At 45.5% G+C, this 13462-nt stretch carries 18 protein-coding genes; all 18 read right to left on the bottom strand.

What is annotated here, in order from left to right:
* Positions 1-16 precede the first annotated feature (16 nt).
* From flhB to fliG, 18 genes are read right to left on the bottom strand one after another with little or no spacing between them, the layout of a single operon-like run.
* Complete coding sequence (flhB, locus tag HWY38_RS09345; RefSeq protein WP_224181803.1) at positions 17-1096, bottom strand: flagellar biosynthesis protein FlhB; 1080 nt, start codon at positions 1094-1096, stop codon at positions 17-19.
* Positions 1096-1875 (bottom strand): flagellar biosynthetic protein FliR, encoded by a 780-nt coding sequence (fliR, locus tag HWY38_RS09340; protein ID WP_224181703.1) that lies wholly within the window; start codon positions 1873-1875, stop codon positions 1096-1098. The genes flhB and fliR overlap by 1 nt, the downstream gene beginning before the upstream one ends.
* A gap of 6 nt (positions 1876-1881) precedes the next feature.
* Positions 1882-2151, bottom strand: coding sequence for a flagellar biosynthesis protein FliQ (gene fliQ, locus HWY38_RS09335; RefSeq protein WP_003154234.1), 270 nt, complete (start codon positions 2149-2151; stop codon positions 1882-1884).
* Positions 2152-2165: 14 nt separating this feature from the next.
* Complete coding sequence (gene fliP, locus HWY38_RS09330) at positions 2166-2831, bottom strand: flagellar type III secretion system pore protein FliP (protein WP_007409786.1); 666 nt, start codon at positions 2829-2831, stop codon at positions 2166-2168.
* Positions 2824-3477, bottom strand: coding sequence for a flagella biosynthesis regulatory protein FliZ (gene fliZ, locus HWY38_RS09325; RefSeq protein WP_003154237.1), 654 nt, complete (start codon positions 3475-3477; stop codon positions 2824-2826). The genes fliP and fliZ overlap by 8 nt, the downstream gene beginning before the upstream one ends.
* A 14-nt stretch (positions 3478-3491) precedes the next feature.
* Entirely contained in the window at positions 3492-3854 is a 363-nt protein-coding gene (gene cheY / locus HWY38_RS09320; RefSeq protein ID WP_003154238.1) for a chemotaxis protein CheY, read from the bottom strand.
* A 26-nt stretch (positions 3855-3880) separates the two neighbouring features.
* Positions 3881-5017: a flagellar motor switch phosphatase FliY gene (fliY, locus tag HWY38_RS09315; protein WP_174737305.1), complete on the bottom strand. Its 1137-nt coding sequence runs from the start codon at positions 5015-5017 to the stop codon at positions 3881-3883.
* Entirely contained in the window at positions 5007-6005 is a 999-nt protein-coding gene (gene fliM, locus HWY38_RS09310; protein WP_003154240.1) for a flagellar motor switch protein FliM, read from the bottom strand. The genes fliY and fliM overlap by 11 nt, the downstream gene beginning before the upstream one ends.
* 33 nt (positions 6006-6038) lie before the next feature.
* Complete coding sequence (gene fliL / locus HWY38_RS09305; RefSeq protein WP_224181702.1) at positions 6039-6458, bottom strand: flagellar basal body-associated protein FliL; 420 nt, start codon at positions 6456-6458, stop codon at positions 6039-6041.
* Positions 6455-6670: a flagellar FlbD family protein gene (locus tag HWY38_RS09300; RefSeq protein ID WP_003154243.1), complete on the bottom strand. Its 216-nt coding sequence runs from the start codon at positions 6668-6670 to the stop codon at positions 6455-6457. Before HWY38_RS09300 ends, fliL begins: the two co-directional genes overlap by 4 nt.
* 39 nt (positions 6671-6709) lie before the next feature.
* The gene (gene flgG, locus HWY38_RS09295) at positions 6710-7486 is read right to left on the bottom strand and encodes a flagellar basal body rod protein FlgG (protein WP_003154244.1); all 777 of its coding nucleotides are present in this window, start codon (positions 7484-7486) and stop codon (positions 6710-6712) included.
* A 24-nt stretch (positions 7487-7510) separates the two neighbouring features.
* A complete protein-coding gene (gene flgD / locus HWY38_RS09290) occupies positions 7511-7951 on the bottom strand; it encodes a flagellar hook assembly protein FlgD (protein WP_003154247.1) in 441 nt (146 codons plus the stop codon).
* Entirely contained in the window at positions 7952-9295 is a 1344-nt protein-coding gene (locus HWY38_RS09285) for a flagellar hook-length control protein FliK (RefSeq protein ID WP_224181701.1), read from the bottom strand. It lies immediately after the preceding gene.
* Between the two features lie 6 nt (positions 9296-9301).
* A complete protein-coding gene (locus HWY38_RS09280; protein WP_015388236.1) occupies positions 9302-9916 on the bottom strand; it encodes a MotE family protein in 615 nt (204 codons plus the stop codon).
* 11 nt (positions 9917-9927) lie between these two features.
* The gene (gene fliJ / locus HWY38_RS09275) at positions 9928-10371 is read right to left on the bottom strand and encodes a flagellar export protein FliJ (protein WP_032874893.1); all 444 of its coding nucleotides are present in this window, start codon (positions 10369-10371) and stop codon (positions 9928-9930) included.
* Between the two features lie 5 nt (positions 10372-10376).
* Positions 10377-11693: a flagellar protein export ATPase FliI gene (gene fliI / locus HWY38_RS09270; protein ID WP_224181700.1), complete on the bottom strand. Its 1317-nt coding sequence runs from the start codon at positions 11691-11693 to the stop codon at positions 10377-10379.
* A complete protein-coding gene (gene fliH, locus HWY38_RS09265; protein ID WP_224181699.1) occupies positions 11690-12445 on the bottom strand; it encodes a flagellar assembly protein FliH in 756 nt (251 codons plus the stop codon). Before fliH ends, fliI begins: the two co-directional genes overlap by 4 nt.
* Positions 12438-13454 (bottom strand): flagellar motor switch protein FliG, encoded by a 1017-nt coding sequence (gene fliG, locus HWY38_RS09260; protein ID WP_003154256.1) that lies wholly within the window; start codon positions 13452-13454, stop codon positions 12438-12440. The genes fliH and fliG overlap by 8 nt, the downstream gene beginning before the upstream one ends.
* Between the last annotated feature and the right edge of the window lie 8 nt (positions 13455-13462).

The following is a 13462-nucleotide window of genomic DNA, read 5'->3' as shown; positions in this document are numbered from 1 at the left end:
TTGAATCTGAAATTCACTATACTTTTTGTTTCGTTTTATATACATAAGCCAAAATTTCCGCAATGACTTTAAAAAACTCTTCCGGCACAGCCTGGTCAATGTCAACCTGATCATATAACGCACGCGCGAGCGGTCTGTTTTCAATCGTCATGACATCGTGTTCTTTGGCGATCTGCCTGATTTTTAATGCGAGATGGTCGACCCCTTTGGCAACAATGTAAGGGGCGTCCATTTTCTTTTCATCATATTTTAAAGCTATCGCATAATGGGTCGGGTTGGTAATGATGACATCCGCTTTCGGCACTTCCTGCATCATCCGCCTCATCGCCATTTCCCGCTGCTTCTGCTTAATTTTGGACTTGATAATCGGATCACCCTCCGATTTTTTGTATTCATCTTTTATATCCTGCTTTGACATTCTGATATTTTTCTCATAGTCAAAACGCTGATATAAATAATCAAGCCCGGCCAGCAGCATTAAAGCCCCTGATCCCGCAAGCCCCATCCAAAGCGTGAGCTTAGAAACGAAAGTGAGCACTTCCGCAGGCGTTAAAAGCGGAAGGCGGAGAATATCGCCATAATGAAGCCAGAGCACCATAAAGGCGGCAAAACCGACCACGGTAATCTTCAAAATGGATTTGACCAGTTCAACAATCGCCCTCATGCTGTAAATCCGTTTAAATCCTTTCAGCGGGCTGAGCTTATTCAAGTCAGGCTTGAGGACTTCCGCAGAAAACAGAAAACCCACCTGCATGTAATTGCTCACGACACCTGCCACAAGCGCGACCAGCATAATCGGCGCGAGGATGAGGCTGATATCTTTCACCGTATCCACGAACAGTTCATGCACGGCAGATGCTGACAGATGTAATGATATCGTTTTCGTATAAAACGTTTTAATAAAGGACAGCAGCCTGTCTCGCATATAAGGACCGAGCGCGATCAGCGAAAGAAAGATAATCAGTAAAGAAACGGCTGTATTCACATCCGTACTTTTCGCGACCTGTCCTTTCTTTCTTGTATCCTTCCGTTTTTTCGGAGTGGCTTTCTCCGTTTTTTCACCGGCAAAGAATTGCAGATTCAGTCTGAGTCTCATCATGTCACACCGACCAATGCCAATAGATTCCGCATGGTTTCAACGGTAAGGCTGAAGATGTTGCGGACGACGACAAACATCACCGACATACAAACGATCAGCATAATAAAGCTCACGGCTATTTTCAGAGGAAGCCCGACAACGAAAACATTCAGCTGCGGCACCGTTCTCGCCACAATGCCGAGCGCCAAATCAACTAAAAACAGACTGGCCACAACCGGCGCAGACATTTGAAAAGCGATAATGAACATGGCATTGAAGCTTTTTGCGATAAAAAGTCCAAAGTGATCATTTCCAAACGACGGAAATGCCTGATCAAGCGGGATATACTGAAAGCTGTAATAAATCCCGTCCAATAAAAGATAATGGGCGTTTACGCTGAGCATAAATAACAGCGCCAGCGTATAAACGAATTGTCCGATCAGCGGGCTTTGCGTTCCTGATTGCGGATCAATGACATTGGCGATGGAAAAGCCCATCTGAAAATCAATAAAGGAACCCGCTATCTGAATGGCTGTCATCATCATGAAAGCAATCAGCCCGAGGCTCAAGCCCACAACGGCCTCTTTTATGACAAGCAGCATATACTGTTCCCCTATTTCTATGTCCGGCGCATGTTTCAGCGTGCTGAAGCAGATCACCGAAAGAAAAAAAGCAAAGCCGATTCTGTGAACCGCCGGCAGATTCCGATGTCCGAACACCGGCACCGTTACAAAAAAAGCAGAGATTCTGATAAAGACCAATAAAAAAGCGGGAAATAAATCAATGATGGAATTCATTTGATTCTACCCTGCAAATCGGTTCAGATGAGAGAACAGATCAGTTGTGAACGAAAGAATCGTCGACAGCATCCAAGGACCGAAAAAGATCAGTCCAAGCATCACCGCCACGATTTTCGGAATGAACGCAAGCGTCTGTTCCTGGATTTGAGTTGTCGCTTGAAAGATACTGACGAGCAAACCGACGATCAGCGCGATCGCAAGCAGCGGCCCGCTGATCATTAGTGTTACATATACGGCTTTTTCCGCCATGGAAATTACAAATTCTGAACTCACAATTAGCACCTACCCTAAAAGCTGTCAAGCAAAGATTTCACGATTAAATACCATCCATCGACCAAAACGAAAAGCAATATTTTAAAGGGCAGAGAGATCATAACCGGCGGTAGCATCATCATTCCCATTGACATTAAGACGCTCGCCACGACCATATCGATAATTAAAAACGGAATAAAAATCATAAAGCCCATTTGAAAAGCGGTTTTGAGTTCTGATATCGCATAAGCGGGCACCATTGTCGTCAAAGGAATATCCTGAATCGATTCAGGTTTTTTCATTTTGGCATAGTTCATAAACAGCGCCAGATCCTTCTGCCTTGTATGCTTGCTCATATACTCTTTAATCGGCTTCTCGGCTTTTGTATATGCTTCATCGAGACTGATTTTGTTGTCCATCAGCGGCGTTAAGGCTTCCTTATTAATCTCTGAAAAAGTCGGCGCCATAATAAAAAACGTCAAGAACAGCGCAAGGCCGATTAAAACCTGGTTGGGAGGCATGTTCTGCGTCGCCAGTGAGGTTCTTACAAAAGACAGAACGATGACGATTCTCGTAAAGCAGGTCATCAAAATCAGAATCCCCGGCGCCACTGAAAAGACAGTCAATAGCAGCAGTAATTTAACAGTGGAGCTGACTTCGGTCGGACTGCTTGAATTAAAAAGATTAATAAATTCATTCATGATGATAAGGGCCTTTCTTCTTTCCTTCAGAACGGCTTTGTTTCAGCTCGTTCAGCTGTTCTTTCAGCGCTTTCGAAAACGACGGAAGCATCGTTTGCGGCTTTTTTTCTCCATCCTTACGCGGATTTACGAGCTTGGTCCATTCCACTTTTGAAGACATCGACTCTTCGTATTGGCTCAGAATCGCCTCGCGCTCTTTTTCATCTTCAATTTCTTTTAAAAGCTGTATCGTTTCGCCCACACCGACTACGAGAACGCTGTTTCCCACTTTAATCAGCTGCACGGAACGGTTTTGGCCGACTGACGTTCCGCCAATATTTTCTACATATTGAAACGGCTTCAGCAGACGGTTTCTTCTATTCATCAGTTTGACAAATCCATAGATCAGCAGAATGACGAATAATAACGCCCCAATCATCTTTACAAAATCAAAAGCGGAGACAGAAGATGCAGAAGCATCCCCTATCTCTTGATCAGCCGTTTGTTTCGATGTATCGCTTTTTTTCTCTGTTTTGTTTGTTGATTGTTTGTCAAACCATTCGTTGACGGTGGAATTGTCAGACTCCGCCGCAAAAGCAGGGAACGGATGTACATTGAGTAAAACGAAACAACAAATCAAAGCTAGTAAACCATGACTCTTTTTCAACAGTCGTACACCCTTTAGCTTAATGTTTTATTAATGGCTTCAAGCACGCGGTCCGCTTGGAACGGTTTCACGATAAAGTCTTTTGCGCCGGCTTGAATCGCGTCAATAACCATTGACTGCTGGCCCATAGCCGAACACATGATGATTTTCGCCTGCGGATCGATTTGTTTAATTTCCTTTAAAGCTGTAATCCCGTCCATTTCAGGCATTGTAATATCCATTGTCACAAGGTCGGGGGAATGCTCTTTGAATTTTTCGACTGCCTGCGCTCCGTCTGAAGCTTCAGCTACAACATCAAAACCGTTCTTCACTAAAATATCCTTGATCATCATTCTCATAAATGCTGCATCGTCTACAATTAAAATTCTGTGTGCCATAATCTGTTTCTCTCCTCTATGTTCGCTTATTTTAAATTGTTAAGGCGGTCTGCCTGACTTAAAATATCAGTGACTCTCACGCCGAAGTTTTCTTCTATGACAACGACCTCGCCCTTTGCCACGATCCGCTGGTTGACCAGGATGTCAACAGGTTCACCAGCCAGCTTGTCAAGCTCAATAATGCTTCCCGCAGAAAGTTCAAGGATTTCTTTGACGCTTCTCTTCGTTCTGCCGAGCTCAACCGTAACGGAAAGCGGAATATCCATCAGCATATCAAGGTTATTCCTTGATCCTTGCGCCGCTTCGTTATGATCAAACGCCTGGAATTCTACCGGAGCGACTTGAACAGGAGCAGCTTTTTTGGCGGTTCCCTGTCTCTTCGGAAGCTCGGGTTTTGCTTGCGGCTCCGGCTGCATGGCAGGTTCCGGCTGCGGCGTTTCGTATGTTTGCTGAGGTTCTGATACGGTTTCTGCAGCCTCTGACTCATGCTGGTCTGCAGTCATCAGGTCTGCGATCAGATCTTTCGCAAACGTAATCGGATAAAGCTGCATGATGCTCGAATCGATTAATTCGCCGACTTTCAGACGGAATGACACTTTTACGAGCAGGTCATCCTCAGGTATTCTGTCGGTCCCTTTTTCTTCCGTCACATCCAGAAGTTCAACCCTTGGCGGAGAAATGTCAATCTTTTTACTGAATACGGTCGACATTGACGTAGCAGCCGAGCCCATCATTTGATTCATTGCTTCCTGCACGGCGCTCAGGTGGATTTCACCGAGTGACGGATCGGCGCCCCGGCCGTCTCCGCCGATCATCAAATCCGCGATGATGGCCGCGTCGCTTTGTTCGACGACGAGCAAATTGCTGCCGTCAAAGCCTTCTGTGTAGTTCACTTCAATGGCAACATACGGATGAGGAAATTCATCACTGATTTTGCTTTTTGAAATGACGGTCACACTCGGCGTCGTAATGTCCACTTTTTGATTTAAAAGAGTGGACAGCGCCGTAGCCGAGCTGCCGAACGAAATATTCCCGATTTCTCCGATCGCATCGCGCTCAAGTTCAGACAAGTTCGCCCCTTGAGGCTGCTCTGTATCCTCTGATTGACTGTTTGTGCCGTTAAGAAGAGCATCGATTTCATCTTGAGATAATCTATTGTTCATCTTGTTCACCTCTTATGTCGTGATCTAAAATTTGCACTGCCTGTCTTCGATTCACCCGGCCGGCCTGCCCTAAAAACTTCGGTTTGTTTCCGACCAATACAGTAAGAGGATCAGTCACTGATTTGTCCAGAGTTATACAGTCCCCGACTTCCAAACTTAAAAATTCTTCTATTGTCAGTTCAGAAGCGCCCAAGAGAGCCACAACGGGAATTTGAGCCGTCATGATGCGCTTTTCAAGCAACTTCGTTTCTTCGGGCTTCGCTTCATTCCGGTCTGATTGCATCCAATAATGTACGGAAAGCTTAGGGATAATCGGCTCAAGTACGACATGGGGAATACAAAGATTAATGACACCGCTGATTTCACCTATCTGTGTATTGAGAGAAATGACAACGACTGTTTCATTTGGGGAAACCATCTGTACAAACTGAGGATTCACTTCAAATTCAGTCATTTCAGGGTCAATATCAGCAATCGATTGCCAAGCTTCTTTGTAGTTGCCCAGTGCATTTTCAAATAAGTTAGAAATAATATTCGTTTCAATTTCCGTAAGGCTGTCAGCTTTGTTATGAGTGATGCCGATGCCACCCATGACGCGGTCAAGCATTGCGTATGCGATGGTGGGATTAACCTCCATCATGATTCTGCCTTCCATCGGATGAACATCGAATAAATTTAAAATCGTCATGTTCGGTATGGAACGGATAAATTCTTCATACGGCACCTGGTCAACTGAGCTGACGGATATATGAATATACGTTCTGAGCTTGGCGGAAAAGTGTGTTGTGAGAAGCCTCGCAAAGTTATCATGTATCCGGGTTAAACTGCGTATCTGATCTTTCGAGAATCTGAGAGCCCGTTTAAAATCATATACCTTTACTTTTTTCTCTTTAACTTCTTTTTTCAGCTCTTCCGCATCCGCCTCACCCGTGGAAATGGCGGAAAGCAGTGCGTCTATTTCATTTTGGGAGAGAACTTCTCCTGACATTTTCTTCACCTCCGTATTCTGTCAAATTTGTTTTTATTGCAGATTAAAGGAGGTAATGTACACTTTCTGAACTTTTCCTTCTTGGAGATAGCTGTTTACTTTCTCTTTTAATGATTGTTTAAACGCTTCTCTTCCTTTATCTCCCTCAATCTCTCCGGCGCTTGTGTCGGCTAAAATGGAAATGATGTTGTCTTTCACCTGAAAATCGCGTTTTTCAAGTTCTTCCTTCGCATTAGCCGAGTCGGTTTCAAGCTTGATGCCGATACGGATGATGCTGTCAGACTTTAAGTTTGTCGTGATATCGTCGACAGACACAGTGGCTGCAACGACTTCGTCAATTGTCGGCTTTTTATCTTTGCCGGAATTTCCGCTGACGACAAAATATGCTGCCGTTCCGAGGCCGGCGATGACAATTAAAATAATCAGCAAAATGATGACTAATTTTTTCTTCATTCTTCTTCCTCTATTCCCTGATCCAGTGAAAATATTTGTATGCTATGGTAAAACGATATGACTTTTTTGAGAACTGCTTCTTCCGGTTCTTTCACTACGAACTTTTTGCCGTTGGACAGTGTAATCGTCGTGTCGGGGAAGCACTCAATCTGTTCGATAAACAGCGCGTTCAGCGTAAAAGGCTGGCCGTTTAAACGGGTGACTTGAATCATGCAATCCGGAGAAGCGGCCTAACCGCCTCTCCTCCCTCCTTACCGTTTCAGATTAACCAGCTCCTGAAGGATTTCATCTGAAGTCGTAATGATTTTTGAGTTTGATTGGAAACCGCGCTGAGCAACGATCATTTCGGTAAATTCATCTGTCAGATCTACGTTTGACATTTCAAGATAGCCTGCCAAAAGCTTACCCGTTCCGTTTTCGCCCGGAGTGGTGACTGCGCTCGCAGCTCCTGAACTTAATGATTCTCTGTAAAGGTTGCCTCCGATTTTTTCCAGACCGGCGCTGTTAGGGAACGTGACCAGACCGATTTGTCCGGCATCATGAACCGCATCCCCTGCATCAGTGTATGTAACGGTTCCGTCTGCACCGATGCTGTAATCTTTCGCATCAGTCGGAATATTGATTTTGCCGCCGCCGATTTTTTCAAGGTAGTACCCGTCAGTCGTAACAAGGTTGCCTTGATTGTCCTTTCCGAAATTCCCCGCACGTGTGTAAACGATTCCCGAACCTGTATTAATCTGAAAGTATCCGTCTCCGTCAATGGCTAGGTCGGTTTTATTCTGTGTAGCCTGCGGGGCGCCGGTTGAATGAACGACATCAATGGAAGAAGTCGCGGCACCCAGGCCGATTTGTTTTGAATTGGTCACGTTTGAACCGCCGGCGACTGTCTGGCTGATCATATCTTTAAATGTAACGCGGCTTTTCTTAAATCCCACTGTGTTGACGTTGGCGATGTTATTGCCGATTACATCTAGTTTTGTCTGAAAGTTTTTCATGCCGCTGATACCGGAATATAATGAACGTAACATGTTAAATTCCCCCTGGGTTTCTTTTTATTTAGATGTTTCGCTGACGGCCGTGACATTCCACGGACTGACCTCTTTGCCATTTTCAAGCACGAGCACGTAATTGCCGTTTGAATGCTTGACTGAATTGACTGGGCTTGTCTGATCCTTCCCGTCGCTGTCGCTGAATGTGACATTTTTGCCGATCCAGTTCACATACATCGTAAACGGATCTTGATTTTCTACAAATTTAGTCATCGTCGTATTCATATTCATCATTTGTTCCAATGAAGAAAATGTCGCCATCTGGCTGATGAATTCTTTGTCATCAACCGGATTGAGCGGGTCCTGGTTTTGAACCTGTGTCATTAAGATCTTCAGAAATTCGTCTTTCCCTAAATTCGTACTGCTGTTTACTGCGGAGGTGCTCTTCGCGTTTGAAGTGGTTGAAGCGCCCGCCGCGGCATAATCCGAGTTTACTGATGTCACCTATTCTTCCTCCATTTCATTGAGAGAAAACTCCTCCAGCATATCTCCGAAATCGCCTGACTGCTGCTGGTTCTTCTGCTCTCTCTGTCCCTGATGCTGCTGTTTATTGTGATCGGCCGTCTGCCCGTAAACAGGCTGCTGATCCCCGCCTTGAAGCGGGACTGTAAAACGGTCGACCTGGACCGACATATTCGGAAGCGACTGTTTCAGCTGAGGAAGATGCTGTTCCAGCAGCTCTTTCGCGGACTGGCTGGATGCGATTATTTTGCTTTGAAACATCCCGTTTTCGTTTGTCACCTTAATTGTGACAAATCCGAGGTTCTCGGGATTAAGACGAATCGTAAAGCTTCCGGTTGTTTTCCCGAAAGGCGTGTATTTCATCTGTTTCCAGCCGCTGATGACCTGATCCGTTAACGGTTTATTTTCTGCCGGCTGCTGTTCAGCTCCTGCGGACGTTTGCTGAATGCCGGCAAGGCTTCTCGTTCCCGAAAACAGGATATGTGCAGACAATTTGCTGTCAGGCGCCTTTGCGTGAGAAACCGTGCCGCCGTTTTGCTGTTCTGTTTTTCCGGCTGACTCTTGGGATGATTCAGATGATTGAGATAACACAAAAGCTTTCAGCTCAGTTTCAGCCATATCCCATTCCTTTGTTCCCTTTTGAGAAAGGCCCGCAAGCTGCTCCGCGACGCTTTGAAAGCTCTTCAGCTCAGCGGCTGTCATGGAGTAAAGTTTAGATGCAGATTCGTTTTTCGGAAAAAATGTCTGCCGCAGGTCTTGAATCACGCGGTCCGGAACGCCTTGTTTTTTCAATGCCTCTAATAAACGGGCGCCTTCCTGGTAAACCGCCTTTGCCTGCGCGCTGTCCGGCAGTTCCTGCTGAGATGTGAAGAGCTGGGATACGGCTTCATGAATGAAAAGCAGACCCTTCTCAAGCGCATCCTTGACGGAATCCCCGTCTTTTGCGGAAGAATCCGGCTCATCCGTTTCAGGCTTCGCCCCATGCTGTTTTCCCGCTAACATGTCTTCAACAGATTCGGCAAGCTGCTTCAATAAAGGAAGAGCCGTTTCAGCCGTCTGCTTTCCTTCAAGAGCTTTTACCGCCTCAAGCAGCTGTTTCAGCTGCAATTCTTTATCTTCCGAGCCGGCTTTCAGCCAATCACCGATTTTCGATAGGGCATTATTCAGCTCTGCGTCACTTGTTTTTGTTTCATCTCCAGGCTGCCGGGGAGAAGTGATTTCCGACAGGAGCCAGTTATGAAATAGACCTAAGCTGTTTACATTCATCTTCACATTGCTGTTTTGCGCAGCCTGCGTACGATTACCCGTTAATTCAAGCAGCTTCAACTTACATCACTCCTTATTTCCGTCAGCGGATAGTTTTTCTGTATATTTAGCCGCTTGTTCAGGAGTCATTTTCGTCAAGATTTCAGCAAGCTGCTTTTTACTTAATCCGTTTAAAATATCGAGGGCTTCTTTTTCTTTCAGCTTTACGATAATGCTTGCCGCTTTACCGCTGTCCATACTTTTATAGATGTTGATCATTTTATCTTTTCCGGCTGAATCCGAAGCGTCTTTTTTCGTTTCATCCGTCTTCGTTTTCTGCTGTTGTTCAGCTTCCTGTTTCAGTGAACGGATTTTCTGATTCAGATTATCGATTTCGGACTTGCTTGTGTCTAAATCTTTATTCAAAATGTTAATTTCACTTTTTTGTTCCTTTATGGTCTTTTCAAGAGAAGCCGTTCTGTCTTCCTTCTGCTTTTCCGCCGCGCTTTTCATTTCTTTCGTTTCGGGAACCAATTCTTTTAAAACAGGCGTTTTAGCGGCTGTTTCTTGAATCGGCTTCATCACATCAACGCCGGCAGCCCAAAGGATGATGCTTGCGACGATGATCAGAAAAATCAGCGGGATCATGATAAAAAGCAGGATTGAACCGAACTTTCCAGATCTCTTTTCTTTATCGGCCATTTCATTCGCTCCTAATGCCCCTGAATCATAAACTGCTTGATTGAAATGTCGTCCATTTCCCTCATCTCTGCAGCTTTGTCTTCAAGTGCGAACATATTAAATTGTTTTTCCCGCATTTTTTCAAATTTCTTTACTTCAATGTTTTTTTCGGTGAGCTGTTCCTGCTTCTCATTCATTTCATTTCGTTTCATGATGACAAGCTTTTGATAATGATAGATGGTGTTCTCAAGATTGGAAACGAAGTGCTGATAATGTCTCATTTCCTGAACGCTCATCCCGCATTTCAGCTTTGATTCTTTGTCTTTTTCGAGCAATTCTTTTTTGCTCATATTTTCATATAGTTTTTCAGCCACTGTCTCAAATTCAGAAACCGATTGTCTGTATTCAGTCAATGTTTGGTCTTTTTCATTTTCTTTTAATTCCAGCAGCTTTTGAAATCTGAATTGGTATGCCACGATGTTTATTCCTCTTTTCCTGTCAGACTCGTCAATGCCGCAATGCTGTCTTCCAATTGAGCAGGTTCTTCCGTTCCTTGTTTTAAAAATTGAATAAGCTGCGGATAAAACTGAATCGCTTCATCAATTTCTCTTGATGATCCTCTTTTGTAAGCTCCGATATTAATGAGATCTTCAGAGTTTTGATAAGTTGACAGAAGATCGCGGAATTTGTTGGCCGCCTCTATATGCGATGTGTCTGAAATATTAGACATGACCCTGCTGATGCTTTTCAGGATGTTCACGGCCGGGAACTGCCCTTTGTTGGCAAGCGCCCGATCGAGAACGATATGCCCGTCTAATATTCCGCGCACCGTATCGGCAATCGGTTCGTTCATGTCATCTCCGTCAACGAGAACCGTATAAAAAGCGGTTATCGTTCCTTGTTCATTCGCGCCCGTTCTTTCCAGCAAACGGGGCAAAATAGCGAACACAGAAGGTGTATATCCTTTTGTTGTCGGCGGTTCTCCCGCTGCCAGGCCGATTTCCCGCTGAGCCATCGCGACCCTCGTGACGGAGTCCATCATGAACATCACATTCCGGCCTTTATCGCGGAAATACTCTGCAATGGCGGTGGCCGTATACGCCGCTTTCAAACGCATTAAGGCAGGCTGATCAGAGGTCGCGACTACGACTATCGAACGTTTCAGGCCTTCTTCGCCTAAATCCTTCTCGATGAATTCACGCACCTCGCGCCCCCGTTCACCGACGAGTGCGATAATGTTTAAATCAGCTTCAGTCTGCTTCGCGATCATTCCCATCAGGGTGCTTTTTCCGACTCCGCTTCCGGCAAAAATCCCGATTCTCTGCCCTTTTCCTACCGTCAGCAGACTGTCAATCGATCTGACACCGACACCCATCTTTTCCCGTATCGGCGGGCGTTTCATCGGGTTTGGCGGCGGCTGCTCGGTCGAAACGGGGGACAAACCTTTCGGAAGCGCCCGGCCGTCAAGAGGTTCGCCGAACGCGTCGACAACTTGTCCGATTAAACCCGCGCCTACTTTGATGCGGAGCGACTCGCCAGTGGCCTCCACAATGCTGCCCGGCGCGATGCTGGCCGCTTCCAGATAAGGCATTAGCAGAATGTTTTCATCCTGGAAGCCTACAACCTCAGCTTTAATCGCTTTTTTCGCAGGGCCTTTCGGATAAATGAGACAAACATCTCCGATCGAGCTTTCGGGCCCTTTTGATTCAATCATCAGCCCGATGACCCGTTTAACCTTGCCGTAGCGCTTGTACGGATCCGCTGTTTCAATTGAGTCTATTAAATACTGTGTCTTCATTGCTCCGCTCCCGCCTCAAGCGCCGTTAAAAGTTTTTGCTTTAATTGCATCAGCTGGGTGTCTATGCCTGCATCGACACGTCCGAACGGAGTTTCTATCGAGCACGTTCCCTTCGCGGCTTTTTCATCGGCATATAAGCTTAATCTGCATTCTTTGTATAACAGCTGCTGAATTTCGTCCATATGCTGATGAACCGTCTCATAATATTCAGGGTCCACATAGATGGAGATGTCATCATAATCTTTCACTTCGGCTACTACCTGTTTGACCAGCAGAAGGAAAGCCTCTTTATCATCACTTTTTTGCCGCCATACTTTTTTAGCGAGCGCAACGGAAAGCTCAATAATTTCTTCCTCAGCGCTTTCCAGTTTTTCCTCGACTGACTGTCTCGCCATTTCCATAACGGCATTGGCCCGGCTGATGAGATTAGCGTATTCAGCTTGAGCCTCGGCTTTTCCCAATGCCATGCCTTCTTCATATCCTTCTGCCTTTGCTTCTTCTATCAATCTTTGTTTTTCTTCCGCCCAGCGGTTTTTCTCTTCTTCAATCTGCTGAAGAGTGTGCTCAAATTGATTTTTCGCTTCTTCAGACACCCTGTCGGCTTCTGCTTTGGCAAAAGCCATGAGAGCCTCTGGATTTTCGGGTTCCTCCCGGTCTGGCTGGGAATGTGTTTTCCTGACTTCCTGCAAGGAAAGCTTGCGCCGTTTTTGTTCAGGAGAAAATGATGATTGCTGTTTAATGATATTAGACAATAATATCGTCTCCTCCGCCTCGCGCGATTACAATTTCACCGGCTTCTTCCAGCTTGCGGACGACGCCCACGATTCTTGATTGCGCCTCTTCCACATCACGCAAACGCACAGGCCCCATAATTTCCATTTCCTCTTTAAACGTTTCAACCATACGCTGTGACATATTGCTGAAGACGATTTCTTTGACTTCCTCGCTCGCAACCTTCAATGAAAGCAGGAGGTCGTCGTTTTCAACGTCTCTGATCACGCGCTGAATCGCACGGTTATCAAGGGTGACAATATCTTCAAAGACAAACATCCGTTTTTTGATTTCATCCGCCAATTCTGGATCTTGGATTTCTAATGAATCAAGAATCGTTTTTTCCGTTCCTCTGTCTACGCCGTTTAACACTTCAACAACGGCTTCTATGCCGCCGGTCTGCGTATAATCCTGCGTAAAGGAGGAGGACAGCTTTTGTTCAAGGACCCGCTCCACTTCATTTATGATTTCTGGAGACGTTCTGTCCATAACCGCAATCCTTCTTGCCACCTCAGCCTGAACGTCCGGGTTCAGCTCAGACAAAATCTGTCCGGCCTGCACCGGGTCAAGGTAGGATAAAATCAGCGCCATCGTTTGCGGATGTTCCTGCTGAATGAAATTTAAAATCTGTTCGGGCTCCGCTTTTCTTGCGAAGTCAAACGGCTTTACCTGCAAAGAAGAGGTGAGCCTGTTTAAAATGCTTACCGCTTTGTCTTCTCCGAGCGCTTTTTCAAGCACTTGGCGGGCGTAATTTAAACCGCCTTGTGAAATATAGTCCTGAGCGATTGCGATATTATGAAATTCTTCAATGATTTCATCTTTTCTTTGATGATCGACGCTTCTGACTCCCGAAATCTCGAGTGTCAATCTTTCAATTTCTTCTTCAGACAAATGCTTGTATACAGAAGCTGATACATCAAGGCCTAAGGAAATCATGAGGATGGCTGCTTTTTGTTTTCCTGTAAGCTTGTTCTGATCACGTTTCGCCATTTTCCATT

The organism is Bacillus sp. KS1, assembly GCF_020075515.1.
GTDB classification, from domain to species: domain Bacteria; phylum Bacillota; class Bacilli; order Bacillales; family Bacillaceae; genus Bacillus; species Bacillus velezensis.
Note: the sequence above shows the minus strand (reverse complement) of the source record. Positions and strands in the feature narration are given on the sequence as shown.